The sequence below is a fragment of the Pelomonas margarita genome, from assembly GCF_043555875.1.
Taxonomy (GTDB): Bacteria; Pseudomonadota; Gammaproteobacteria; order Burkholderiales; family Burkholderiaceae_C; genus Pelomonas; species Pelomonas margarita.
Window position 1 is genome coordinate 1 of the sequence record NZ_JBIGHW010000015.1, and the last position, 25,598, is coordinate 25,598.

The window sequence follows — 25,598 nt, forward strand, 5'->3', positions numbered from 1 at the left end:
CACGCCAGCATCTGCTTCCTGGCGCTGATCCTGTACCGCGTGATGCGCCAGCGCCTGAAGCTGGCCGGCAGCGATTTGTCACCCGAAGCCGCCCTGGCGGACTTGCGCCGCATCCAGCGCCACACCGTCTGCATCGACAGCGGCGCGCCCATTCACGGCGTATCCACCGTTCAACCCCGCCAGGCCCAGGCACTGGCCGCACTTCGCATCAAGAAACCGACCATCGACACCCAACTGACGCTGCTGTAGTGACAATTCCGAAGGCCTGGCCTATACGGATCAAGCACTTACGGCGGTTGGTGTCGAACTCGAGGGCAACGCGCCGCCCAGCTATCCGGAAGCGGCCCGCAGCCATATGAAATCGCGATAACGGCCCGCCGGGCCCGCCTGCAGAATGGCGCCGCCCTGCGGGGCTGGGTGGTGGCGCGTGCCGCCAGTGATGCGGCCTTGTGGGGTGGATGCGATGACGTGGATGAAGCGCCTGGGAGGGCTGCTCGTGGTGGCGGGCCTGGGGCTGGCGGGCTGTGCCGGCACGGCCAACGAGCGTGAGGGCGAGCGGCGCGCCGTGGTCGCCGCGATCGACAAGGCCAACACCCACTGGATGGCGCTCAAGCCCGTGCAGGAGAACGCCTTCTGGGACGTGGCGGCGTATCACACCGGCAACGTCGAGGCCTACCGTGTCACCGGCGACAAGCGCTATCTGGCCTACACCCAGGCCTGGGCTGAGCACAACCGCTGGATGGGCGCGAAGTCGACCGACAAGGCGCGCTGGAAGTACAGCTACGGCGAGACCGACGACTACGTGCTGTTTGGCGACTGGCAGACCTGCTTCCAGGTCTATGCCGACCTCTACCAGCTGGACCGCGACCCGACGAAGATTGCCCGCGCCCGCGAAGTGATGGAGTACCAGATGGGCACGCCTGCGCAGGACTACCTGTGGTGGGTGGATGGGCTGTACATGGTGATGCCGGTGATGACCAAGCTGCACCGCATCACCGGCAATCCGCAGTACCTGGACAAGCTGCACCAGTACTACAGCCATGCCAACGCCATCATGTTCGATGCGGCCGAGGGCCTGTACTTCCGCGATGTGCGCTACGTGTACCCCAAGCACAAAAGCGTCAACGGCAAGAAGGACTTCTGGGCGCGCGGCAACGGCTGGGCGTTCGCGGCGCTGGCGCGCGTGCTGGCCGAGCTGCCGGCCGAGCACCGCCACCGAGCCGAGTACGAAGCGCAGTTCCGCCGCATGGCCGCCGCGCTGCTGCCGCTGCAGCAGGCCGACGGCACCTGGGCGCGCAGCCTGCTGGACCCGGCCCACGCGCCCGGCCCCGAGACCAGCGGTACCGCCTTCTTCACCTACGGCTTGCTGTGGGGCATCAACCAGGGCCTGCTGCCGCGTGACACCTACCTGCCGGCCGCGCAGCGTGGCTGGCGCTTTCTGAGCACCGTGGCCCTGCAGGCCGACGGCCGCCTGGGCTACGTGCAGCCCATCGGCGACCGCGCCATCCCGGGCCAGGTCGTCAACCAGCAGTCCACCGCGCACTTCGGCGTGGGCGCCTTCCTGCTGGCCGGCGCCGAGATGGTGCGCCTGCTCGACCGCTGAGGCCCGCCATGCAACGACGCCACCTCCTGCAGGCCGCCGCGCTTCTGCCCAGCCTGAGCCTCACCACTGGCCAGGCCGCCGCCAGCGCCGCGCCCGGCGCCGAACGCGCCTTCCAGCTCGACCTGCTGCGGCAGATGGCCGAGCCCGTGCTGGGCCTGATGTCGCGCGGCGAGCTCCAGCGGAAGTTCCCGCTGGAGGTCAGCCCCAGCTGGGACGGCCGGCCCAAGGCCGTGGCCTACCTGGAGTGCTTCGGGCGGCTGATGGCCGGCATCGCGCCCTGGCTGGCGCTGCCGGTGGACGACAGCGCCGAGGGCCGGCTGCGCCAGCGGCTGCGCGAGCAGGCGCTGCAGAGCTTCGTGCACGCGGTGGACCCCGCCAGCCCTGACTATTTGCTGTGGCAGGGCCAGGGCCAGGCGCTGGTGGACTCGGCCTACGTCACCAATGCGCTGCTGCGCGCACCGCAGGCGCTGTGGGCGCCGCTGGACGCGGCTACCAAGGCCCGCCTCGTGGCCGAGATCCAGGGCCTGCGCCGCATCGACGTGCCCAACATCAACTGGCTGCTGTTCGCGGCCATGAACGAAGCCTGGCTACTGTCCATCGGTGAGCAGTACGACCCGATGCGGCTGAACGGCGCCGTCCGCAAGATCAACGAGTGGTACGCCGGGGACGGCTGGATCAAGGACGGCCAGAACTTCCACTTCGACTACTACGGCGCCTTCGTCATGCATCCCATGCTGGTGGAGGTGCTGGAGGTGCTGGTGGCCCGCAAGGCGCCGTTCTGGGGTGCCAAGCCGGCTGAGCTGCTCGCCCAGGCGCTCAGGCGCGCCCAGCGCTTTTGCGAGCACCTGGAGCGCCTCATCGGCCCGCAGGGTAGCTACCCGCCGATCGGCCGCTCGCTGACCTACCGCACCGCCGCCTTCCAGCCGCTGGCGCTGCTGGCCTGGCGCAAGCAACTGCCGGCTTCGCTGCCCGAGGGCCAGGTGCGTGCCGCGCTGCATGCGGCCCATGTCGCCCTCTGGGGCGGGCCCAGCAACTTCACGCCCGACGGTTTCCTGAACATCGGCTTCCGCGGCCCGCAGCCCGAGCTGGGCGACCGCTACTCCAACAACGGCAGCATGTACATCGCCAGCACCGGCCTGCTGGCGCTGGGCCTGCCCGCCAGCGACAGCTTCTGGACCGCCCCGGCCCAGGACTGGACGCAGAAAAAAGCCTTCGCGAGCGCCCGCTTCCCGAAGGACTACGCGGTGGACTACTGATGCGCGGCCCGCACCGCCGTGCCGTGCTGGCCGCAGGCCTGGCGCTGCTCATGGCTGGCCATGCCGGCCTGGCCGGCGCGGCCGAGCACACGCCGCGCTTGCAGCTCACCGTGCGCCACACGCTGGCTGCTGCGCGGCCCGCGGAGACTATCGCCGTGCCGTGGCGCGAGGTGGCGCGCCAGCTGCCTGGCGCGCGCCTGCACCAGCTCGCCGTGCGCGACGAGACCGGCCGGCTGCTGCCCTACCAGGTCACCAACGTCGACCCGCAGGCCAAGGACCCGCGTGGCGAGGGCAAGGCCTACGGCGAGCTGCTGTTCCAGCACGACTTCGCGGCCGGCGAGCAGCAGGCGCGCTTCACCATCGAGCCGGCCGAGGCGGTCGTGCCGCCCTTCCCGGCGCAGGCCTATGCGCGGCCTGTGCCCGAGCGGCTGGACGACTTCGCCTGGGAGAACGATCGCATCGCCCACCGCACCTACGGCCCGGCGCTCGCCGCCCCGGCGCCGCCGGGCAGCGGCAAAGAGGTGCTGGTCAGCAGCGGCATCGACGTGTGGTTCAAGCGCCCCAGCTACCTCGTCATCGACCGCTGGTACACCAAGGGCCACGACCACTACCACCAGGAGCAGGGCGAGGGCCTGGACATGGTGGCCGTGGGCCGCTCGCGCGGGCTGGGCGGCACCGGTGTCTGGAACGGCCAGCAGCTCTTCACCAGCGGCAACTACTCGCGCTGGCGCATCCTCGCCAACGGCCCCATCCGCGTCGCCTTCGAGCTGGCCTACGACGCCTGGGACGCCGACGGCCGCGCCGTCAGCGAGCTCAAGCGCATCACACTGGATGCCGGTCAGCTGTTCACAGCCGTGGAGAGCCGCTTCACCGCCGCTGGTCCACAGCCACTGCGCGTCGCGCTGGGTCTGCACAAGGCGCCTGCCTATGCCGCGCAGGCCCCCGTGATCAGCACGCATCGCGCGCCCGACACGCTGGCGCAATGGGTGCGCCAGCGAAGCGCGGGTGATTTCGGCACCGCCCTCATCCTTCCCGGCGCCGACGGCCATGGCGCCGACGCGCTCAACGAGCTCATCCTCGCCACCGTGGTCGCCGGCCAGCCGCTGCGCTACCACTTGGGCGCGGCGGTCAGCTGGTCGGGCGAGTTCACCAGCGCCGAGGCCTGGCAGGCCCACGTGGCGGCCTGGCGCGACCGCCTTGCGGCGCCCGTGCAGGTGAGCGTCGACCCGCCGGCCGGCGGCGGGGCGCCGTGAAGCGCCGCGCGCTGCTGTCGTGCGTGGCCGCGGCCGGGCTGGCCGGCTGCGCGCTGGGGCCCGTGCCGGGCGCGGTGCGCCTGGTGGACGTGGGCCCGGGTTGGGCGCGCAACTCGGTCAACGCTGTCGTGTTCCGCAAGAACGCGCTGGTCAGCGACGGCGATTGGCAATACATCGCCTACTACGACGACCAGGCCCGCGTCGTGCTCGGCAAGCGCCGCCTGGGCAGCACGCACTGGACGCTGCAGACCACGCCCTACCGTGGGAATGCACGCGACGCGCACAACAGCATCAGCCTCATGGTGGACGGCGCGGGCTACCTGCACCTGGCCTGGGACCACCACAACAACCCGCTGCGCTATGCCCGCAGCCTGCAGCCCGGCGGTCTCACGCTGAGCGAGCTGCTGCCCATGACCGGTCAGCAGGAGCGCTCGGTCACCTACCCCGAGTTCCACCGCCAGCCCGACGGCGGGCTGCTGTTCTTCTATCGTGACGGCGGCTCTGGTCGGGGCAACCTCGTCATCAACCGCTACGACCCCGCCACCCAGGTGTGGACGCGCCTGCACGCCAACCTGATCAGCGGCGAAGGCCGGCGCAACGCCTACTGGCAGTCCACCCTCGACACGCACGGCACGCTGCACCTGTCCTGGGTGTGGCGCGAGTCGCCCGATGTGGCCAGCAACCACGACCTCGCCTACGCCCGATCCCGCGACGGCGGCGTGAGCTGGGAGACCTCCGACGGCCGCCCCTACACGCTGCCCATCACCGCGGCCAGCGCCGAGATCGCCGCACCCATCCCGCAGCGCCGCGAGCTCATCAACCAGACCGCCATGGCGGCCGACGCCGACGGCAACCCCTACATCGCGAGCTACTGGCGGCCCGAGGGTAGTGACGTGCCGCAGTACCAGATCGTCTACCGCCGCGACGGCCAGTGGCGCCGCCTGCTGCTGGACTGGCGGCGCACGCCTTTCTCGCTCAGCGGCGCCGGCACCAAGGCCATCCCCATCGCGCGGCCGCAGCTGATGCTGCGCCAGGGTGGCGGCCGGCCCGAGGCGCTGCTGGTGTTCCGCGACGAGGAGCGCGGCAGCAAGGTCTCGGTGGCCCACATCACCGACTTCGATGCCCGCCGCTGGACGCTGCACGACCTCACGCCAGGCAGCGTCGGCGCCTGGGAGCCTAGCTTCGACACCGAGCTCTGGCGTCACCGCGGCGAACTGCACCTCTTCGTGCAGGCCGTGCAGCAGGTGGACGGCGAGGGCCAGGCCCAGGTGCCGGCCAGCCCGGTGCGGGTGCTGGAGTGGCAGCCTCAGCGGCCTTGAGGCGCCGGGCAGGCAAGTCAACCAACGGGAGGTTTGATCACGGGCATGTCGATTTCCCTGGTGTTGCTGGTGGCTGCCGGCGTCATGAACGTGGTGATTTTTCTGGTGCTGCTCTTCGCGGTGCTGGCGGTGTTCCGTCTGGACAAGAGGACCCGACAGATGGAGTGGGGCTTGTAGGCCCCGCACGAAGAGCTGCAGCAGGCAAAGCAAGACATCCTGCGGGCCACGCGGGAAAGCTAGTCCAGCGAATCAGGCGGCTCAACGCCGCGCCTGGGCGCGCGGCGCGATGCCCGGCGCGGCGCCGGGCATGCGCAGCAGCGTGCGGAAGGGCTCGAACAGCCAGGAGCGCATGCCCAGCACCAGCGTGTAGGCCGTCTTGTCGCCGGCCGGCCGGACCTGGTCGGCCACATGCTGGTGCACGAAGTCCTGCGCCAGGCGCTGCAGGCGGTCGTGGAAATCGGCGGCACGGGCATGGGCAATCTGGCCGTGCACCAGGGCCAGCTGCTCGCCCGGGCCGTCGAAGCCGCCCTCGAAGTAGTCGGGCACTGCGTGCTGGCGGAAGAATGCCATCACCGGCCCGTCAGGGCGCCAGCGGAAGGTCTGGTCCACCTTGAGCCGGTAGCGGTTGTGGGCGCGCAGCTCGATGAAGCCCAGGCGGTCCAGCACCGTCAGCGCCGCCACCAGCTGCGCATGGGTGATGGCGTAGGTCTCCAGGATCTGCGCCGCCGTCCAATGGGCCTGCACGCAGATGGCCACCAGCAGCAGATGCGGGTCGGCCACCACGGCGGCTTCCTGTTCGGCGCTCAACGCCTGGCGAGCTGGCGTGGCCTGGGCCACCTCGCGGGCGAGGTCGACGAAGTCCAGCTGCAGCAGGGCCAGCACCTGGTCGATGCGGGCCAGCGTCAGCTCGCCGCGCGAGAAGATGCGCTTCACGCTGCTCTCGGCCAGGTCCAGGTGGACGGCCAGCTGCGCGTAGGTGATGCCGGCGCGGCGCAGCTCGGCCTTCAGTGCGGTGGTCAGGGCCTGGGTGGCTTTCATGGCCGTCAGTATCACTGGGCAATACCGGCGGGTGCGCCGGTCGTCACCTGCCGGGCAATGCTGGCCGCGCTGCGGCACGCGCCCCAGCATCCGCCCCCGTCGCCACTGCCCCGCTCCACCGCTATGCGCTGTTCGCCCCCCACCCGTCGCCACCTCAGCTCGCGCCGTGCGTTGCGAGCGCCCCTGCTGGCCTTGTGCGTTGCCGGCTTTGCGGCGGCCGCCAGCGAGCCCTCCCGGGCGCAGGCCGTCGATGATCCAGCAGCGCTGTTCGCCCGCGTCGAGGCAGCGGCCGGCCGTGGCGATCACCCCGCGTTGAAGTACCACCTGGGCATGCTGTTGAACAACGGCATCGGCACCGCGCGCGACCTGCCCCGCGCCTATGCCTTGTTCAACGAGGCGGCTGCGGCCGGCGACGTGCTGGCGGCCTACAAGGTGGGCTGCTATCTCGCCGGCCAATGGCCTGGCGTGGTGCCGCTGGACGAGACCCAGGCCCTGGCCAACAAGCAGCGCGCCGCCGAGGCCGGCTACGACCTCGCGCAGCACGATGTGGGGCTGATGCTGCTCAAACGTGGCGACCGCGCCGGCGGCGAGCGCTGGCTGGGCCTGGCGTCGCATCAGGGCCACGTGCCGTCGACCGCGCTGCTGGCCTGGTTGGCCGAGAAGGACGGCAAGGACCCGGCGCAGGCCCTGGGCCTCGCGTTGCTGGTGCAGGCCGGCATGAAGCAGGCGCCCGTGGGGCTGCCTGACCGCATCGCCGCGTTGAGGTCGGGCCTGGACGAGGCGGGTCGCCAGCGCGCCCAGGCGCTGCAGGCTGGCTGGGTGACGGGCCCGACCGCGTTGACCCAGCAGGCCCGCGCCGGCATGCGCGCCGTGGCGCCGTTGCTGGCCGCCGCCCCGCCGGCCACGCAGCAGCCCTGAGGCGCAGCGGCAGCCGCCCACACGGGCCGCCGCGCCGGCTCTGGCCCAATACGGGCATGGACACCCCCCTGCAGGCGCTGGAGCAGCGCATCACCGACCTCGAGATCAAGGCCAGCTTTGCCGAGGACACCGTCGAGCAGCTCAATGCCGTCGTCGTGCGCCAGCAAGCGCAGATCGACCGGTTGATCCGCGAGCTGGTGGAGCTGCGCGACCGCGCGTCGGCGGCCGAACCCGGCGCGGCGCGCACGCTGCGCGACGAGCTCCCGCCGCATTACTGATCAGGGCTCGCCGTCCCAGTAGTCCAGCCCGGCTTCGCGGCGCTGCAGCAGGCGCAGGCCGTCGCTGAACACGCCCACCTTGCCCGAGTCCGGGTACTCGCAGACCTCGGGCCTTGCCTGGGTGCTGATGGACAGGTAGTGCAGCGGTGCGTCGGAGGTGTTGATGAGCTGGTGCGGGTACTCGGGCCCGGGCGGGATGGTGATCACGTCGCCAGCACGCACCGGTACCCGCTCGCCCGCCACGCGCAGCGTGCCTTCGCCCTGCAGGATGATGAACATCTCTTCCTCGGCGTGGTGCAGGTGGTAGGGGCAGCTCATCTGGCCGGGCGCGACGGTGTCCACGCTCGCGCCCAGCTGGCGGGCGGCGGTGCCTTTCGTGAGGCTGGCGGCCTCGCTGTCGTACAAAGGCGCGCGCTGGAAGCGCTCGCGCGGCACGTCGTTGAAATTGCGGATCAGCCGCTCGCGCAGCTCGGCAGGTGTTGGCATCCGAAGGCTCCTGGGACAATGGCGGCGTGAACCCGCCCGTGCATCTTCCAAGCTCCACCGACGACCTGCAATCTGCTGCGCACCAGGTCCTGTCAGCAGTCTTCGGCTACACGGCCTTCCGAGGCCAGCAGGCCGAGATCGTCGAGCAGGTGGCCGCCGGCGGTGATGCGCTGGTGCTGATGCCCACCGGTGGCGGCAAGAGCCTGTGTTACCAGGTGCCGGCCATCGTGCGCCATGCGCGCGGCCAGGGCGTGGCCATCGTCGTCAGCCCGCTGATTGCGCTGATGCACGACCAGGTCGGCGCGCTGGAAGAGGCTGGCGTGCACGCCGCCTTCCTGAACAGCAGCCTGACCGGCGAAGAGGCCAGCCGCATCGAGCGCGAGATGATGAGTGGGCGCCTGACGCTGTTGTACGCCGCGCCCGAGCGGCTGACGACGCCGCGTTTCCTGGCGCAGCTGGAGAGCCTGCGCGAGCGCGGCCTGCTGTCGATGTTCGCCATCGACGAGGCGCACTGCGTCAGCCAGTGGGGGCACGACTTCCGCTCAGAGTACCTGCAGCTGAGCCTGCTGCACGAGCGCTTCCCCGAGGTGCCGCGCATCGCGCTGACGGCGACGGCCGACGACCTGACGCGCGCCGACATCATCGAGCGGTTGCAGCTGCAGGACGCGCGCGTCTTCATCAGCAGTTTCGACCGGCCCAACATCCGCTACCTCATCGTCGAGAAGAACGGCTCGCCGCGCGAGCAGCTGCTGCGCTTCATCCAGGATGACCACGACGGCGAGGCGGGCGTCATCTACTGCCAGAGCCGCAAGAAGGTGGAAGAAACCGCCGAGTGGCTGAAGAGCGAGGGCATCAACGCGCTGCCGTATCACGCCGGCCTGGACGCCGACGTGCGCCGCCGCCACCAGGACCGCTTCCTGCGCGAGGAGGGGCTCACCATCGTCGCCACCATCGCGTTCGGCATGGGCATCGACAAGCCCGACGTGCGCTTCGTCGCCCACCTGGACCTGCCCAAGAACATCGAGGCCTACTACCAGGAGACCGGCCGTGCCGGCCGCGACGGCGCGCCCGCCGAGGCGTGGATGACCTACGGCCTGGCCGACGTCGTCAACCAGCGCCGCATGATCGACGAGAGCCCGGCGGACGAGGTGTTCAAGCAGGGGCAGCGCGGCAAGCTGGACGCGCTGCTGGCGCTGGCCGAGGCGACGGACTGCCGGCGCGTGCGGCTGCTGAACTACTTCGGCGAGATGTCGACGGCCTGCGGCAACTGCGACAACTGCCTGAACCCGCCGGCCACGTGGGACGCCACCGAAGCGGCGCGCAAGCTGCTCTCCTGCATCTACCGCTTTCACCAGCGCGGCGAGCGCTTCGGTGCCGGCCACCTTATCGACGTGTTGCGCGGCAAGGCGACCGACAAGACCAAGCAGTACCGCCACGAGAGCCTGTCCACCTGGGGCTGCGGCGCCGACCTGTCCGAGCAGCAGTGGCGCGCCGTGCTGCGCCAGCTCATCGCGCTGGGGCATGTGGCCGCCGAGGGCGAGTTCCACACGCTGGCGCTGCAGGACAGCGCGCGCGGTGTGCTCAAGGGCGAGGTGGAGATCCGGCTGCGCGAGGCCGAGGAGAAGAAGCCGCGCGGCAAGGGGGCCAAGGCTGGCCGTGCGGCCAAGCCGAAGGCCGACCCGGCGCTGGGGCTGGACGCTGATGCCTCCGAGCGCTTCGAGGCGCTGAAGGCCTGGCGCTCCGAGGTGGCCAAGGAGCACGGGCTGCCGGCCTATGTGATCTTCCAGAACACCACGCTGGCCGAGATGGCGCGGCAGATGCCGGCCGACCTGGCCGAGCTGGGCGAGATCAGCGGCGTGGGCGCCAAGAAGCTGGAAGCCTACGGCCGCGAGATCCTCAGAGTCTTGGGTCGCTGATCAGCAGACCGCCGGGGCCACGCAGGCCGCGGCGACCTGGATGCCGTCGGCTGCGGCGTTGCGCTTGCCCACCACGACGACACGGGGCAGCTGCTTGACCTCGGCTACCAGGGCGTTGGCGCGCTTGCCTTCGACGACTACGCGTTCCAGCTTCACGACCGTCGGGCCGTCGTCGGGTGCCGTGACGGTCAGCCAGGCCGCGCCGGTCAGCGCGGTCAGTGCAATCAGGGCGGCAGCGCTGGCGGCCTGCAGGCGGGCGACGTGGTGGCTGGTGGTGCTGATGCGGGTCATTTCTTGCTCCTGGTGTGTGAGCGTGACTGTGCCCACCACGGGTTTGCCCGTCCTGGGGTTTGCGATAGGTCGCCATTTTTCGGCGACGAGCTGCAGCTGACGAGGATGAGCGCCGGTGTCACGATGCGCGCCGACACTGATTCGTGCACCAAGCACAGGGAGAACACACACATGGCACGCGGCAACGACGTCCAACTGGGCGGCATCACCGACCTCAACCTGCTGGCCGACATCAAGCGCGGCTTCGTCGACGCACTGGAAGTCGTCACCTACGTGGACCGGCTTCGCAAGGTGCTGAAGACGCTCAACGGCCTGCGCCTGGGCTCGCGCGAGAGCAGCGCGCCGGCTTCGCCCTACACCGACATCGTCGCCCGCTGGCGCATCGTCCACTCGTTCCGCTGGAGCATCGTGGAGGGCAAGGACGGCGCGCCGGACCGGCTGCTGCTGTGCGTGAACTTCGATGGCGGCTGGGAGCCCTACATGCGGGTCATCTGGGACCAGCTCGGCTCCACGCTGGACCTGATGCTGTGCCACACCGAAGGCTACACGCTGTCGCGCGACTGCAGCTTCGAGACTTACGCGCGCTGGGTGCGCGAGCACGAGGTGTCGGCGGATTTCCTGTTCATCGAGTCGGGCCGCACCGTCAGCGACGGCGAGTACCTGGCCAGGCTGGAGGCCGCCCAGCGCGGCCGCGCCAGCGAGCTGGAGTTCAACCGTCTGCGCGCGCCGGCTTCCGGCGAGACCCAGCCGCTGCCCGCCGCCGACAAGGACCGCTTCGCGATGGCCGCGCGCGGCCTGGTGCCGCTGGCGGGGCTGTTCACGCTGCAGCGCTTCTTCGGCGCCGCCGCGCCCGACCGCGCCTGCCTGCTGCGCGCCACGCACGACATCCTGTTCGAGCTGCGCGAGCTGGACACCGCCAAGCAGTTCCCCAACGACGGCGGCAAGACGCCCGGCGGCGCGCTGCGGCAGCGGCACTACGAGATGCTGCAGTGGTTCGAGCAGCCGCTGCCCGAGCCGCAACCCCAGGCGCGCGCGCTGACGCTGAAGCCCGGCGACCTGCAGGCCTGCATCCTGACCAAGCCGCCCGGCAACCGTGGCGGCCTGGTGCTGCTGCGCGTGGCCAACGCGGCGCAGGCCGTGGCCTGGCTCAGCACGGCGCCGGTCAACCGTGATAACGACGACGCCAGCCAGCCCGGCGTCTGGCGCCAGGTGGCGCTGACGCTGGCAGGCCTGAAGGCGCTGGGCGTGCCCGCCGCGCGGCTGGAGCGTTTCCCGCAGGCCTTCAAGGAGGGCATGGCCGCCCGCGCCGGCCTGCTGGGCGACGTGCGTCACAACCACCCCACGCACTGGGCGCTGGCCCGCCACGTCAACGGCGTGGACCGCGTTGCGCCCGACAACACGCATGTGCTGGTGCAGCTGCGCTTCCCGGCCGCCGAGCCGGGCGACACCTTCACGGCGGCCGACGACCAGCGCCTGCGCGCACTGGCTGACGCGCTGACAGTGGGCACCGGCCTGGCGCTGGTGGCGCTTGAGCCCATGCGCAGCAACGCGGCCGACAAGGAGCACTTCGGCTTCAAGGACGGCATCAGCCAACCCCAGCTCGCCGGCGCTGGCACGCCCGGCACCGCCTGGGACGACACCGTCAAGACCGGCGAGATTCTGCAGGGCTTCCCCACCGAGCGCGACAAGGGTTACGCCGTGCCCGAGCAGCCCGACGCGCTGCTGGACCGCGGCAGCTTCCTCGTCGTGCGCAAGCTGCGTCAGTACACCGGCCGCTTTGCCAAGCGCACCTACGAGCAGGCGAAGAAGATCGGGCTGGACCACGACCTGGTGCTCGCCAAGCTGATGGGCCGCTGGCAGGACGGCCGCGCGCTGGCCGCACCGGCTGTGACCGGTAACGACTTCAACTACGCCAAGGACGCACAGGGCGCCGCCTGCCCCTTCCACGCCCACATCCGCCGCGCCAACCCGCGCGACCTGGCCGGCACCGCGTTCTCGAAGAACCGCATGCCGCGCATCCTGCGCCGCGGCATGAGCTACGGCGCGCCGGTGCATGCCGACGCCCCGGACGACGCGGACCGCGGCCTGGTGTTCATGGCCTACAACGCCCACTTGGCCGAGCAGTTCGAGGTGGTGCAGCGCTGGATCGCCGGCGGCAACGCCAGCGGCGGCTACTCGGGCCAGCCGGACCCACTGCTGGGCGTGGTGGACGGCAGTGCCGGCCCGCGGCTGTTCCCGTTCGAGCATGCCGGCAAGCCCTACGAGGTGGACCTGGGCCCCGACCCCTTCGTCACGCTGCAGTGGGGCGCCTACTTCTTCGTGCCGTCCATCGCCGCGCTGAAGGGCTTGCCGGGCCTGGTGGAGTTGGCCCTGCCGCTGCCGGCGCCCGTGCCGGTGCCCGAGCGCGTGCCCGACCTGCAGGACAAGGCCGCCATGCAGCTGTGGCTGGAAGACACCAACACCCGCGATCAGGCCTGGGCCTGGGTGCGCGCCCAGCCCGGCGGCGTGGTGGACACCGCCTACGGCGTGCTGGTGGGCGCGGCCGAGCGCGTCTGCGAGGTGCTGAGGAACGCCCCCGACCGCTACTCCAACAGCGGCTACGGCGAGCGCATGCACGACTCCATCGGCGTGGGCTACCTGGGCCTGGACGACGACACCGGCCACCGCGAGCAGGCGCCCGCCGTCAACGCCGCCATCGAGGCCTACAGCGAGGCGCAGTGCTACGCCACGGCCTACAAGATCGCCAAGATGGGCCTGGAGAAGCTGAAGGGCGAGGCGCGCGCGCTGCTGGACGCCTTCCCCGCCAGCCAGAAACCCAAGGATCTGCCCGCTGACACGCCGCTGGACTTCGAGCGCCTGAGCGAAGGCGTGCTGGCCGCGTTGTGCACGGCCTGGTTCGGCCAACCCGACGGCAAGCGCATCTGGGGCACGGAGTTCCACGCTGAGGCCTATGCCGGCGCGCCGGGTGTCGGTGCCGTGGCGCCGCGCTGCCCGCGCGACCTGTTCAAGGTGTCGCGCCATGTGTTCGGCCCCTACCCGACCGACGCCGTGAAGGCCGAGGGCCGTGCGGCGGGCCAGCGCTTCCTGGCGGCCACCCAGGCTTGGCTGGAGGAGCCCGGCACGCAGCTGCCACCGCTGGCTGCCAAGATCGTCGCCGCCGCCCAGGCCGTGCCCGGCGCCACGCCGGACCTGCCGGCGCGCACGCTGGCCGGCATCATGCTGGGCTTCCCGCCCACCACGCACGCCAACCTGCTGACCGTGCTGGCCGGCTGGGTGCAGACGCGCAAGCTGTGGGAGCTGCAGCCGCTGTGGACCGAGGTGAAACCTGACGCGGCCACCGGCATGCGGCCCTACGCCGAGGCGGTCGCGCGGCTGCGGCCCACGATGGTCGCGACGCTGAACCAGCGGCCCACGCCGTTCCAGATCTGGCGCAAGGCGCGCGTGGCGCACAGGCTCGGGCAGGTGGATGTCCAGCCGGGCCGCGTGTTGGTGGTGGGCCTGGGCTCCGCCACGCAGCAGGACCCGCTGCGCCACCACGTCGCCTTCGGCGGCGACCGCGCCGACCCCAAGGGCGCGCCGCCGCACGCCTGCTCGGGCTACGGCATGGGCATGGGCGTGATGCTGGGCGTCATCGCGGCGGTGCTGGACGCCGGGGTCATGCGCTTCACGGGGGCGCCGACGGTGGTGGCGCTGGCGGTGTGAGCCACGTAGGGCGGGTCGAGACCCGCCCGACGAGCGAGACCGGCAGCGTCAGCAGCTGATCTTCGCGAAGTTCGTCCCCGCGCCCGCCGCTGCCGGCAGCTTCTGCTTCACACAGGACGCCGGCTGCAGCGTGTAGCTGTACGGGATGCCCAGCGGGAAGTTGGCGGTCGTCGTCCAGTCGGTCGCATCCCGCGACGGCGATGAGCCGCTGGCCACCCAGGTGATGCCGTAGGTCGCGAAGTCGGCCGGTGTGCGCACGTTGTTGTCGCGCAGCTGCCAGTAGCCGATGGCCGAGCTGTCGCGCGAGGTGACCGGGTTCTGCGCGTTCTCGAACCAGTTGCCTTCGATCAGCGAATAGCCGCTCATGCGGATGTTGGCGCCCGAGGTCTTCACGCCGCTGTAGAGGTTGTTGTAGAGGTGGGTGTAGCCGCCGCGCTGCAGCGGCAGGCGGGCGCTGACGTTCTGGTAATGGTTGTGGTGGAAGGTGATGAAGCGGTCGCTGGCGTCGCTGTCGCTGCTGCCGATCAGGCCGACCTTCTGGTGGTCGTGGATGTGGTTGTACGAGTAGGTGATGTGGTGCGCGCCGGCCTTGCTGTCGATGAGGCCGTCGAATTCCAGGTCACCCGCACCGCTGCAGTCCTTCAGGCTGCTGAACAGCGTGTTGTGGTCGATCCAGATGTAGCCGGGATAACCGCCGCCCTGGCCTTCGATGCCGATGGCGTCGATGGAGCCGGGCAGCAGGCCGAGGGTCATGTTGCGGATGATGACGTTCTGCGCATTGCCCTTGATGGCCAGGCCGAAGTTGGCGCCTGAGCCGTTGGCGCCCTCGATGGTGACGTTGCTCTTGTTCTTGACCTCGACGATGGCGCCGGCCGGCTTCTGCCATTGCGTGCAGCTGTCGGTGATGGATGCGAAGTCGAAGGTGCCGGTGTAGCGCAGCACCAGGCCGGAGCTGCCGTCGTAGGCGTTGATGGCCGCCTGCATCGCAGCGGCCGTGCTGACGGTGACGGGCGCCTTGCTGCCGCCGCCGGTCACGGTGCCGCCATAGCCGCCGCTGTGGCCGGCCGGCGCGGGCGCGGGCGTCGGCGCCGGGGTCGGTGCGGGCGTGGGGGCTGGGGTGGGCGCCGGCGTCGGTGCCGGGCCAGCCACCGGGCCGACGGCGCATTTCTCCTTCAGGCCGGGGTTGGGGTCGCTGCCGAAGGTGGCCGTCGTGCAGGCGATGTTGCCACTCAGGTTCTTGATGACCCACTTGTCCTTGACGCCGAAGGACACAGCGCGCGTGGCGGTGCCGACCTTGCAGGTGCCGCCTTCGTCGGCGCACTTTGAGTAGCCAGACGGCCAGTCGGCAGCCTGCGCGGCGGTGGCGGCCAGCAGCAGGCTCAGGGCAGTGCCGGCCGTGAGCACGGTGGGCAGCGGCGGCGGGGTCAGGGGCTTGTGCGAATGGGGCATGGAAGTCTCCGTGGTGGTGTGTGGGCCGCACGACGGAGCCAGACCCGGTTCACGCGCGCAGCCACGCCCGCGTCGGCCGGCGCGCAGGAGCGCACAGCCAGGGCGAACGTTGTTTTTGGGCAGGGGGAGCCAGCGCGGACGTCAGGTCGCCGCCGGTCGATCCGCGCGCACCGCGCAGCGACGTCAGGTCGGCGCGGCGTCTTCACCGCGCATCGTGGCGACGATCATGAAACGATGTTTCGATTTTGGCGATGCGGGCTTGCACGTAGCCCGCAGCGGGGTCGTTGCAGGTGTAAGCGACGTGACCGGATGCAGCGGCGCGGGCAGGCCCGTTCAGGGCTGCTGCAGCCGGTGCGCGCGCTGCAGAAAGCCGGTCATGCCCATGCGCTCGAACTCGGCCAGCGCCAGCGCCAGCGCGGCCGGCCAGGCGCTGTCCAGCTGCAGCTCGGCCTCTAGCAGCGCGGTGACGGCGGTCTCGTGGTCGGAATTGCGTTGCTCGCCGGCGCCCCGGGCCAGCGACAGGTAGCGGCGTGCCTGCACGGTGTCGCCCGCCTGGGCTGCCAGCCGGGCGGCGGCGCGGTAGGCCATGGCGCCGCCGATCCAGTCGTGCTGGCGGCCGCGCTTGAGCGCTCGTGCGATGTGGTGGCGCGCGGCAGCGTTGTCAGCCTGGGTGGACAGGATGTCGGCCAGCCAGCCGTGCTGGAAGCTGCTGTACAGGCCGCCGCCGCGCGGCGCCAGCCAGGCCGTGGCGTCGAGGATGTGCTGGCGGGCCAGCGGATCGGCGGCCGCCATCCAGGCGCCGTAGGCCCCGGCGGCATGGCCCATGGCGCATGTGAACATGCTGCGCACCTGGGCGCCGACGCGGTGCGCCACGGCCGCGGCCTGGCGGGCGTCGGCCCAGCGGCCCTGCCACAGCAGCACGGCGGCGCGCCAGCCCTGGATGCTTGCTTCCACGGCGTGGCCGCTGCCGTCGAAGGGCTCCAGGGCCTCGGCGAACACCTCATGGGCGTCGCTGAAGCGGCCCTGGTCGCCCAGGACATAGGCGCGGCAGCACAGCGAGAACGACAAGCCGATGCGGTTGACGGCGTTTTTGCTGGCGCGCGGGCGCTGGCGCTGGATGGCCAGGTCCAGCATGGGGATGGCCTGGGCGTAGTCGGCCGCGGCGGCCTGCAGCTGGCCCACGGTGCCGGGCAGCTGGGCCAGCAGCGCGTGGTCGCCGCACTGCTGGGCCTGCTCGACGGCGGCGCGCGCGTGGCGCAGGCTGTCGCGCGTCTCGCCCAGCGCGTAGCCCACGTAGGCCAGCCAGTACTCGGTGCGGGCGATGAGGCCGGCGTCGCCGTCGGCCTGGGCCAGCTGGGCGGCATGGCGCAACACGCGCAGGTCGTCCTGCGAGGCGTCGAACACGCAGGCCATGCCCAGCCGCTGCGCGACGCTGATCCAGCGGCGGCGGCGGCCGCGCCCGGCGTCGTCGCCGTCGGGCAGAAACTCCAGCGCGGCCAGCGCGGCGCGGAACTGCTTCTTGGCGCGGTCCAGCGCCGATGCGGCCAGCGCCTGGTCACCCGCGGCCTCGGCATGCAGGCCGGCGGCGGGCCAGTCATTGGCGGCGGCGGCGTGGTAGGCCAGCTGCTCGTGCAGCTCGGCGCCGCCGCGCGCGCGCAGCTCGGTGCTGATGCGCCGGTGCAGCGCCTGGCGCTCGTGCAGGCCAGTGGCTTCGTAGACGACGTCGCGCGTGATGCCGTGCTTGAAGCGCAGCAGGCCGGGGCTCTGATCCGGGAAGATGAAGTCCTGCCCGGCCAGCGCGCGCACGTCGGGGTGCTGCTCGCCGCAGCCGCTGAGGGCTTCGAGCAGCCACACCGGGATGACGGTGCCGATGACGGCGGCCAGCCGCACCAGCCGCGCCTGCTCTGGCGGCAGCCGGCCCATGCGCGACTCCACCAGCGCCGCCAGCCATGCGGCGCTGCTCTGCCCGGCCACCAGGCTGGCGCCCGCGTCGGCCGCCGCGTGGCACAGCTCCTCAATGAACAGCGGGTTGCCGCCGGCGTGGCGTCGCACCTCGGCGGCGATGAAGGGGTCTCCCTGAGGCAGCAGCTGTTGCACGGCGTGGGCGGACTCGCAGTCCGTCAGCGGCGGCAGTGTGATCAGCAGCTGGGCATGGTCATCATGGGCGCCCAGGCCGGTGCCGCCGGGCTGAGGGCGGCTGGCGGTCAGCAGCAGCAGTGGCAGGCCCTGGCGCTCGGCGGTGGTGCGCAGCCGGTGCAGCAGGCGCAGCGAGGCGTCGTCGGCCCATTGCAGGTCGTCGACGAACACCAGCTGCGGCATGCGTCGGGCCAGCGCGAGCAGCAGGTCCAGCAGCGCATCGGCGCGCTGCGGCGCGGCGCTGGCCTGGGCGTCGACCAGCTCGGGTGGCGCGTCGGTCATGCCGTCCATCGCGCGCAGCATCTGCAGGAAGGGCTGCAGCGGCTCGGCACTGAGGTAGCTCTCGCAGTAGCCGCGGTGGATGTGGCAGGGCTGCTCGGCCTGGTCGACGACGTGGCGCAGGAATTCCTCGGTGAGCCGGGTCTTGCCCACGCCGGCGCCGGCGCGCACGCCCAGCCAGCGGGTCTGACCGGACAGCGTGTCGGCCATGGCGGCCGACAGCGTGGCCAGCTCGTCGCCGCGGCCCACGAAGGGCGCCAGCCCACGCCGCATGCTGGCCTCGTAGCGCCGGCTCACGGCGGCGCGGCCCAGCACGCGGTAGGCCGCCAGCGGCGTGGCGCGGCCGCGCAGCTGAAGCGAGAAGCGTGCGCCGGTCTCGAAGAACTGCGCCTGCAGGCCCAGGCTCTCCTCGCTGGCGATGATCTCGTCGCGTTTGGCGGCCTCGCTCAGGCGGGCGGCGATGTTGGGCGCATTGCCCAGCAGCTCGAAGCGGCCGCGCATCTGGTCGCCCTCGCCCACAAGCACGATGCCGGCGTGGATGCCGCTGTGCAGCGTCAGGCCAGGGAAGTCGGCGGGCAGAGGGCCGGGCGGGCGCAGGCCGCGCACGGCGGCGTGCAGCTCCAGCGCGGCCTCGGTCGCGCGGCGGCCGTCGTCCTCGCGCACCTCGGGGTGGCCGAACACGGCCAGCATGCCGTCGCCCTGGATGCGCGCGATGACACCGCCGTGGTGCGGCACGATGCGTTCGTACAGGTCGCGCAGGGCCGCCAGCATGGTGGCGTAATGCTCTGCCTCCATCCACTCGGCCATCGCGGTGGAGCCGCTGAGGTCGACGAACAGCAGCGTCAGCAGGCGGCGCTGGCCTGCGGCCTGGGGGCCGGTGGCGGTGGAGGCAGGGGACAGAGTCACAACGCCCGGGATGCTAGCGGCTGTCGCCCCCGCTTTCGCCGAGATCGTGCGCTAGTTGGGGGCTGGCTCTAGACAACGTGCGGGGCGCCGCTCAGGCGTGCAGCGGGTGCAGGTCGGGGTCGGCCACGGTGCGGGCCACGGTGACCGGCAGGTCTTCCTCGCGCAGGCCCAGGTAGATGGGCTCGCCGTTGCGGCGGTGGATGTTGATCTTGGCGTTGTAGACGCGGTGGATCAGGCCGTGCTTGTCAGCGATCTGGTACTCGCTGATGCCCCACAGCCCGGTGCTGTCGCGCCGACCGGTCAGGTAGCAGGCGATCTCGTCGACCTCGGAGCCGGCCAGCCGCAGGCCGTTGAGGCTGCGCAGCGGGGCGCGTGTGCGCTCGACGAAGTCCAGGCTGTCGATGCGCACGTCCTCGCCGGTGGCGGCGTCGTGCATCAGCGTGTTGAACTTGCCCACCAGGATCTGGCCGGGCTGGGCGTTGTCGATCATGCGCGCCAGCTCGATGGTGACCTGGCCGACCAAGTAGCTGAACGAGGTCGGGTTCAGGCCCTCGGATTGGTAGAACTCGTAGTGCGAGCCGACGTGGAAGCAGGCGCGCAGCCGAGGCACGGACTCGGGCCGCGTTGCGCGCTCCTGGGCCAGCGCGTTGTCGGCCAGGATGAACTGCATCAGCTGGTACAGCTCGACATTGGCCTCCACGCCGCGCATGCGGTTCCAGATGTAGAAGCCGTCGCCCGTGGTGGTGCGGGCGAAGTTGATGTTGATCTCGCGATCCAGCAGCTTGGCGTAGGCGGCGTTGACGGAGCAGGACAGGCTGTTGAGCTGCACCACCTGCTGCAGCGGCGTGAGCAGCGAGAAGCCGACGGCGTCGAACAGGATGACGGCGCGGTCTTCCACCAGGCGCACGCCGTAGCGCGCGGCGATGGCGGCGATCAGCGGCAGGCCCAGGCCGTCCTCGGGCGCGAACGGCAGTTCGATGAGGCGGGGGCGCACGTCCAGCGCGCTGGCCACGCGGTCGAACTCGGCGGCCTCCAGGTGCTCCTGGTTGGACAGGAGCTTGTCCAGCAGCCGGGCGCGGCGCGTCAGCTCGGCCGGCGGCAGGTGGCCGTCGCCCAGCGCGAACTCGGTCAGCAGCGGGTGCGGCGCAACGATGACGCGCAGCCCGCGGGCCTCGGGCGTCCAGCCGAACAGCAGGTTGTCGCCGAGGTTCCACAGCGCGTAGAGCGCCTGGTCCAGCAGGATGATGTTGTCGCGAAGCTGGTTCTCGCCCAGGCCCGCCGGCGCCGGATAGGCCATGAAGCCGTCCAGCCATGAACGGCGTTTGCGCAACTCTTCTTTCACAAGCGGGCTCCGATGAAGAAGCCTGGATTGTCTTTCAGAGCCGTGACTTTTTACGCAAATTGACAAGCCGACTCGGCGGCGCAGCCCCGGCCACCGGCCTGCTGCGCCGGCGACTCGGCTCGTGGGGACGACATGCGACGGGTGCGCATGCAGCTCAGGCGCGGCGGGCCGTGACGGTCACGCGCGGCAGCTGGGCCACCTCGCGCTGGGCGTAGCCGGTCACGACGACGCGGGGCAGCTGCACCACGGTCTTGACGGCCTTGCCGGTGACGACGACGCGCGGCAGCTGGTGCACGGTCTGCGGGGCGGCGCTGGCGGCCAGGGCGGTGAAGGCAAAGGCGGCGATGGCGGCGGCCTGGATCAGAACGGTGGTCTTCATGGTGGTTTCTCCTGGTGTTCGCACTGCGGAATCGCGGTGTCGATGGCAGGCAGTGTGCGCAGCCGCGCCGGGCGCCGCGAGGCGCTTGCGATGAACCGCAGGCGGGGCGTGGTGAGCTGCGGCAAGCCAGGATGAAGCGCCGCGCCTATCATGGCCGGTTCGCTTGCAGGCGCCGCCATGTCCCATCCGCAGTCTCCCGAATCCCGTTTCATCCGCGTGCGCGGCGCGCGCACGCACAACCTGAAAAACATCGACGTCGACCTGCCGCGGCACTCGCTGGTGGTCATCACCGGCCTGTCGGGCTCGGGCAAGTCGTCGCTGGCCTTCGACACGCTGTACGCGGAAGGCCAGCGGCGCTACGTGGAAAGCCTGTCCAGCTACGCGCGGCAGTTCCTGCAGCTGATGGACAAGCCCGATGTGGACGTCATCGAGGGCCTGTCGCCGGCCATCTCCATCGAGCAGAAGGCCACCTCGCACAACCCGCGCTCGACCGTGGGCACCGTCACGGAGATCCACGACTATCTGCGCCTGCTCTACGCTCGCGCCGGCACGCCCTTCTGCCCCGACCACGACCTGCCGCTGGAAGCGCAGTCCGTCAGCCAGATGGTGGACGCGGTGCTGGCCCTGCCCGACGAGAGCAAGCTGATGCTGCTGGCACCCGTGGTGCGCGACCGCAAGGGCGAGTTCGTGGAGCTGTTCCAAGACCTGCAGGCACAAGGCTATGTGCGCTTCCGCGTCGACGGCGCGACGGTGGAGGCGCCCGACATCCCGGCGCTGAAGAAGGCCGAGAAGCACGACATCGACGTCGTCATCGACCGTATCAAGCTGCGCCATGACAGCGCCGACAGCCTGCGCCAGCGCCTGGCCGAGAGCTTCGAGGCCGCGCTGCGCCTGGCCGATGGCCGCGCGCTGGTGATGGACATGGATTCAGGCGCCACCACGCTGTTCTCCAGCAAGTTCGCCTGCCCGGTGTGCTCGTACTCGCTGCCCGAGCTGGAGCCGCGTCTGTTCTCCTTCAATTCGCCGGTGGGCGCCTGCCCCAGCTGCGAGGGGCTGGGCCAGGTCACGGTGTTCGACGAGGACCGCGTGGTGGCCTTCCCGACGCTCAGCCTCGCCAGCGGGGCTGTGAAGGGCTGGGACCGCCGCAACCCCTACACCTTCTCCATGCTGGAGGCCGTGGCCGCGCACTACAGCTTCGACGTGGAAGCGCCGTGGGACAGCCTGCCCGCCGACGTCCAGCAGGTGCTGCTGCATGGCTCGGGCGAGACCGAGATTGCCTTCACCTACCAGGCCGAGACGGCCAGCGGCAAGAAGCGCTCGGTCAAGCGCAGCCATGCCTTCGAGGGCATCTTGCCGACGCTGTCGCGCCGCTACAAGGAGACCGACTCGACTGCCGTGCGCGAGGACCTGGCCCGCTACATGGCTGCCAAGCCCTGCCCGCACTGCGAGGGCTCGCGCCTGCGCCGCGAGGCGCGCAACGTCGTGCTGCAGCCCGCCGACGCGCCCGCCGGCACGCGCGGCCGCCCCATCTACGAGGTGGAACATTCGACGCTGCGTGAGTGCCTGCACTACTTCGAGGGCCTGACGCTCAAGGGCAACAAGGCCGACATCGGCGACAAGGTCATCCGCGAGATCGCGTCGCGCCTGCGCTTCCTGAACGACGTGGGCCTGAACTACCTGAGCCTGGACCGCAGCGCCGACACGTTGTCCGGCGGCGAGGCGCAACGCATCCGTCTGGCCAGCCAGATCGGCTCGGGCCTCACCGGCGTCATGTACGTGCTGGACGAGCCCAGCATTGGCCTGCACCAGCGCGACAACGACCGGCTCATCGCCACGCTGCGCCGGCTGCGCGACCTGGGCAACTCGGTGCTCGTCGTCGAGCATGACGAGGACGCCATTCGCGCCGCCGACTGGGTGCTGGACCTCGGCCCCGGCGCCGGCGTGCACGGCGGCCGCGTGATGGCCCAGGGCACGCCCGACGAGGTGGCCGCCAACCCGAACTCACCCACCGGCCGCTACCTGAGCGGCGCCGCGCGCATCGAGGTGCCGGCCACGCGTCACACGGCGCCCGAAGGCCAGGTGCTGCGCATCGTCAACGCCCGGGGCAACAACCTGAAAGGCGTGACGGTGGACATCCCGGTCGGCGTGCTGACCTGCGTGACTGGCGTCTCGGGCTCGGGCAAGAGCACGCTGGTGAACGACACGCTGTACGCAGCTGTCGCCAAGAAGCTGTACCAGAGCCACGCCGACCCCGAGGCCCACGACGAGATCGAGGGCCTGGACGCGTTCGACAAGGTCATCAACGTCGACCAGTCGCCCATCGGCCGCACACCGCGCTCCAACCCCGCCACCTACACCGGCCTGTTCACGCCCATCCGCGAGTTGTTCGCCGAGATGCCCACGGCGCGCGAGCGCGGCTACGGCCCCGGGCGCTTCAGCTTCAACGTGGCCGGCGGCCGCTGTGAGGCCTGCCAGGGTGACGGCGTGCTGAAGGTGGAGATGCACTTCCTGCCCGACGTCTACGTGCCCTGCGACGTCTGTCAGGGCCGGCGCTACAACCGCGAGACGCTGGAGGTGCTCTACAAGGGCAAGAGCATCACCGATGTGCTGAACATGACGGTGGAGGATGCCTTCCACCTGTTCAACGCCGTGCCCACGCTGGCGCGCAAGCTGCAGACGCTGCTGGACGTGGGCCTGGGCTACGTGAAGCTGGGCCAGAGCGCCACGACGCTGTCCGGCGGCGAGGCGCAGCGCGTGAAGCTGGCGCTGGAGCTCTCCAAGCGCGACACCGGTCGCACGCTCTACATCCTGGACGAGCCCACCACGGGCCTGCATTTCGCCGACATCGCGCTGCTGCTGAAGGTGCTGCACCAGCTGCGCGACGCGGGCAACACCATCGTCGTCATCGAGCACAACCTGGACGTCATCAAGACGGCCGACTGGCTGATCGACATGGGCCCCGAGGGCGGGGCGGGCGGCGGCACGTTATTGGTGGCCGGCACGCCGGAAGACGTGGCTGCCTGCGAGGCCAGTCACACGGGGCGCTACCTGGCGCCGCTGCTGCGGCGCTGATCAGGCCCGGGCCGCCGCCGTGCGGCGGGCGCGCCAGCCCAGCAGCAGCAGGCCCAGTGCGGCCATGGCCCAGGTGCTGGGTTCGGGCACGGCCGGCGTGATGGACGGCACCTCGGCCACGCGCACCGTGCCCGGCGGCAGGGTCGGCGTGCCCAGGTCCACCAGCGACGGCAGGCCGCCACCAGCGACGCGCGTGCCGCCGCCGGCCGGGCTGCCGCCACCGATCAGGCTGCCACCACCGCTGTTGGTGCCGCTGCTGCTGGCCAGCGTCGGCACGCCCGACTGCTGGGCGAAGCTGTCCGGCGCGGCGGCCGCCATCGGGCCGGCACCCGGGGCCTCGAACTCCAGCGGCGTGTTGTTGTCGGCCTCGCGCGCGGCCGAGGCCACGTTGCCAGCGCCTGACGGCGCCACGGCCGCCGGCTTCTCCAGGCGCTTGATGCGGCTGACGTTGCGGCAGACCGTGGGCACCAGGATGCACTGGCCGTCCTCGCAGTACACGAGGCCGCGCTCCTGGGTCTTGGCGGTCCACCGGGTGCGTGTCACCGTCTTGCAGACTGCCCCCGGCCCGAAATGCATCTCGCTAATCTCGGGCGCGTACTCGGCGCGGCCCTGGCCCTTGATGGCGTCGCGCTCGATGACGGCGATGTCGTCGTAGCTGCGGGCCTTCATGCGCGCCTTGAGCTTTTCGCGGGTCGCGGCCGGGATGTCCTGGTAGCGGTCCACGGCGGCCACCACGTCGCCCATGAAGGGGTTGGCGCCCGGGCGGTCCCAGTTGCACTGGGGCAGCGTGGTGCCGGCAGAGACGGCAAGAGCAAGCGTGGCAATCAAGGACATCGGGAAGCCCGGAAAGGGGTTGGCGCCCAAGGTCGGGCGCATGTCCTAAATCTTAGGGATTCACAGGGTTTCCACGCGTGGCGAACACCCGAAGAGGGGGTGTCTGCGCGGTGCGAAATGTCACGCAAACCAGGGAAACGGCGAAAGGTGGCTGGTGGCGGCATTGCTGCTATCGTGCCGACCGCTGTAGCTACCCCCTGTCCTGCCATGCCCGACCGCGCCTCGCCGCTGGTGCTCTATGTCGAAGACGACCGCATCCATCTGATCCTGATGGAAGAGGTTTTCCGGCTGATGCCGGAACTGGCGCTGCGCTGTGCGGACAGTGGCGAAGAGGCGCTGGCGGTGCTGGCGCAGTGCCAGCCCGACGTGCTGCTGGTGGACATGAACCTCAGCGACATGACCGGCGTCGAACTGCGCATCCGGGTGGCCGCCGATGCGGCGTTGTCGGCCGCGCTGGCCGGCGCCCGGTGGGTGGCGCTGTCGGCCGACGACCCGCCGGACACCGTGCGCGCCGCCCGCGAAGCCGGCTTCGACGACTACTGGCTCAAGCCCATCGACGTGCTGCAACTGCAGGCGGGGTTGCGGCAGATGCTGGCCTCCCGGCCTGCCCCGCCGCGCTGAGCGCGACGGCTGCCACCAAAGAAAAAGCCCGGCAGTACCGGGCTTTGCTCAACGTGCCGCATGCGCGGCGCCGCATCACTTCAGGTGGCTGTTGATCAGCTTGGTCATCTCGAACATGTCGGCCTTGGCCTTGCCGAAGATTTCCTTCAGCTTGGCGTCGGCATTGATGACGCGCTTTTGCAGTTCGTCCTGCAGCTTGTTCTTCTTGATGTATTCCCAGACCTTCTTGGTCACGTCGGTGCGCGGCAGCGGAGCTGCGCCGACGATGGCTGCCAGCGCAGCGCTGGGGGTCAGGGCCTTCATGAAGGCGGCGTTGGGCGTGCGCTTCTTGGCGGGTGCCGCAGCCTTCTTGGCCGGGGCTGCCTTCTTCGCGGGCGCGGCGGCCTTCTTGGCCGGGGCCGCAGCCTTCTTCGCGGGCGCTGCCGCCGTCTTCGCCGGTGCGGCCTTCTTCGCCGGTGCTGCCGCCTTCTTCGCGGGCGCGGCCTTCTTCGCAGTTGCCATGTCGATTCACTCCATCAAA

The 25,598-nt window shown here is 70.8% G+C and carries 20 protein-coding genes and 1 pseudogene; 12 read left to right on the plus strand and 9 right to left on the minus strand.

Annotated elements, in window-relative coordinates; all coding sequences use genetic code 11:
- From ACG0Z3_RS20160 to ACG0Z3_RS20185, 6 genes and pseudogenes are all read left to right on the plus strand, one after another.
- Positions 1-249 (plus strand): annotated as a pseudogene (locus tag ACG0Z3_RS20160) (IS1634 family transposase); the annotation flags it as partial.
- A 223-nt stretch (positions 250-472) separates the two neighbouring features.
- Positions 473-1,603, plus strand: coding sequence for a glycoside hydrolase family 88/105 protein (locus ACG0Z3_RS20165; RefSeq protein WP_394400967.1), 1,131 nt, complete (start codon positions 473-475; stop codon positions 1,601-1,603).
- A gap of 8 nt (positions 1,604-1,611) precedes the next feature.
- Positions 1,612-2,859, plus strand: coding sequence for a DUF2264 domain-containing protein (locus tag ACG0Z3_RS20170; protein WP_394400970.1), 1,248 nt, complete (start codon positions 1,612-1,614; stop codon positions 2,857-2,859).
- Positions 2,859-4,112, plus strand: a complete 1,254-nt coding sequence (locus tag ACG0Z3_RS20175) for a DUF4861 family protein (protein WP_394400973.1) — start codon at positions 2,859-2,861, stop codon at positions 4,110-4,112. The genes ACG0Z3_RS20170 and ACG0Z3_RS20175 overlap by 1 nt, the downstream gene beginning before the upstream one ends.
- Positions 4,109-5,431 (plus strand): BNR repeat-containing protein, encoded by a 1,323-nt coding sequence (locus ACG0Z3_RS20180; RefSeq protein WP_394400976.1) that lies wholly within the window; start codon positions 4,109-4,111, stop codon positions 5,429-5,431. Before ACG0Z3_RS20175 ends, ACG0Z3_RS20180 begins: the two co-directional genes overlap by 4 nt.
- A 45-nt stretch (positions 5,432-5,476) precedes the next feature.
- The gene (locus ACG0Z3_RS20185; RefSeq protein ID WP_394400979.1) at positions 5,477-5,608 is read left to right on the plus strand and encodes a hypothetical protein; all 132 of its coding nucleotides are present in this window, start codon (positions 5,477-5,479) and stop codon (positions 5,606-5,608) included.
- A gap of 81 nt (positions 5,609-5,689) precedes the next feature.
- Here the strand turns inward: ACG0Z3_RS20185 and ACG0Z3_RS20190 are convergent, their stop codons facing one another.
- Positions 5,690-6,469 carry a helix-turn-helix domain-containing protein gene (locus tag ACG0Z3_RS20190; protein WP_394400982.1) on the minus strand — a complete coding sequence of 260 codons (780 nt, stop codon included), beginning with the start codon at positions 6,467-6,469 and terminating at the stop codon, positions 5,690-5,692.
- Positions 6,470-6,592: 123 nt separating this feature from the next.
- On the opposite strand from ACG0Z3_RS20190, the gene ACG0Z3_RS20195 reads away from it, so the two are divergent.
- Together ACG0Z3_RS20195 and ACG0Z3_RS20200 are read left to right on the plus strand one after the other, a co-directional pair.
- The gene (locus ACG0Z3_RS20195; protein WP_394400984.1) at positions 6,593-7,387 is read left to right on the plus strand and encodes an SEL1-like repeat protein; all 795 of its coding nucleotides are present in this window, start codon (positions 6,593-6,595) and stop codon (positions 7,385-7,387) included.
- Positions 7,388-7,443: 56 nt separating this feature from the next.
- A complete protein-coding gene (locus tag ACG0Z3_RS20200; protein ID WP_394400986.1) occupies positions 7,444-7,665 on the plus strand; it encodes a SlyX family protein in 222 nt (73 codons plus the stop codon).
- Here the strand turns inward: ACG0Z3_RS20200 and ACG0Z3_RS20205 are convergent, their stop codons facing one another.
- On the minus strand, positions 7,666-8,151 hold the full coding sequence (locus ACG0Z3_RS20205) for a cupin domain-containing protein (protein WP_394400989.1): 486 nt from the start codon (positions 8,149-8,151) through the stop codon (positions 7,666-7,668).
- Positions 8,152-8,177: 26 nt separating this feature from the next.
- On the opposite strand from ACG0Z3_RS20205, the gene recQ reads away from it, so the two are divergent.
- Positions 8,178-10,067 (plus strand): DNA helicase RecQ, encoded by a 1,890-nt coding sequence (gene recQ / locus ACG0Z3_RS20210; RefSeq protein WP_394400991.1) that lies wholly within the window; start codon positions 8,178-8,180, stop codon positions 10,065-10,067.
- Here recQ and ACG0Z3_RS20215 read toward each other — a convergent pair whose 3' ends face one another.
- On the minus strand, positions 10,068-10,358 hold the full coding sequence (locus ACG0Z3_RS20215; RefSeq protein WP_394400994.1) for a hypothetical protein: 291 nt from the start codon (positions 10,356-10,358) through the stop codon (positions 10,068-10,070). It abuts the gene before it with no gap.
- Positions 10,359-10,529: 171 nt separating this feature from the next.
- Here ACG0Z3_RS20215 and ACG0Z3_RS20220 point away from each other — a divergent pair, with 171 nt between their 5' ends.
- Positions 10,530-14,060 carry a Dyp-type peroxidase gene (locus ACG0Z3_RS20220; protein ID WP_394400996.1) on the plus strand — a complete coding sequence of 1,177 codons (3,531 nt, stop codon included), beginning with the start codon at positions 10,530-10,532 and terminating at the stop codon, positions 14,058-14,060.
- A gap of 48 nt (positions 14,061-14,108) precedes the next feature.
- Here the strand turns inward: ACG0Z3_RS20220 and ACG0Z3_RS20225 are convergent, their stop codons facing one another.
- The 4 genes from ACG0Z3_RS20225 to ACG0Z3_RS20240 all read right to left on the minus strand — a co-directional run bounded on the left by ACG0Z3_RS20225 (position 14,109) and on the right by ACG0Z3_RS20240 (position 20,551).
- Positions 14,109-15,509, minus strand: a complete 1,401-nt coding sequence (locus tag ACG0Z3_RS20225; RefSeq protein WP_394400999.1) for a pectate lyase family protein — start codon at positions 15,507-15,509, stop codon at positions 14,109-14,111.
- A 333-nt stretch (positions 15,510-15,842) separates the two neighbouring features.
- Positions 15,843-18,830, minus strand: a complete 2,988-nt coding sequence (locus ACG0Z3_RS20230) for an ATP-binding protein (RefSeq protein ID WP_394401002.1) — start codon at positions 18,828-18,830, stop codon at positions 15,843-15,845.
- Between the two features lie 91 nt (positions 18,831-18,921).
- Entirely contained in the window at positions 18,922-20,172 is a 1,251-nt protein-coding gene (locus tag ACG0Z3_RS20235; protein WP_394401005.1) for a hypothetical protein, read from the minus strand.
- A gap of 154 nt (positions 20,173-20,326) precedes the next feature.
- Positions 20,327-20,551, minus strand: a complete 225-nt coding sequence (locus tag ACG0Z3_RS20240) for a hypothetical protein (protein ID WP_394401008.1) — start codon at positions 20,549-20,551, stop codon at positions 20,327-20,329.
- A 177-nt stretch (positions 20,552-20,728) separates the two neighbouring features.
- Between ACG0Z3_RS20240 and uvrA the strand changes: the two genes are divergently transcribed.
- Positions 20,729-23,623, plus strand: coding sequence for an excinuclease ABC subunit UvrA (gene uvrA / locus ACG0Z3_RS20245; protein WP_394401010.1), 2,895 nt, complete (start codon positions 20,729-20,731; stop codon positions 23,621-23,623).
- Here the strand turns inward: uvrA and ACG0Z3_RS20250 are convergent, their stop codons facing one another.
- Positions 23,624-24,499 carry an MHFG family PEP-CTERM protein gene (locus ACG0Z3_RS20250; RefSeq protein ID WP_394401012.1) on the minus strand — a complete coding sequence of 292 codons (876 nt, stop codon included), beginning with the start codon at positions 24,497-24,499 and terminating at the stop codon, positions 23,624-23,626.
- A gap of 165 nt (positions 24,500-24,664) precedes the next feature.
- Between ACG0Z3_RS20250 and ACG0Z3_RS20255 the strand changes: the two genes are divergently transcribed.
- Entirely contained in the window at positions 24,665-25,078 is a 414-nt protein-coding gene (locus tag ACG0Z3_RS20255; RefSeq protein ID WP_394401015.1) for a response regulator, read from the plus strand.
- A gap of 75 nt (positions 25,079-25,153) precedes the next feature.
- Here ACG0Z3_RS20255 and ACG0Z3_RS20260 read toward each other — a convergent pair whose 3' ends face one another.
- Positions 25,154-25,579: an SWIB/MDM2 domain-containing protein gene (locus ACG0Z3_RS20260; protein ID WP_268166521.1), complete on the minus strand. Its 426-nt coding sequence runs from the start codon at positions 25,577-25,579 to the stop codon at positions 25,154-25,156.
- Positions 25,580-25,598: the final 19 nt, after the last annotated feature.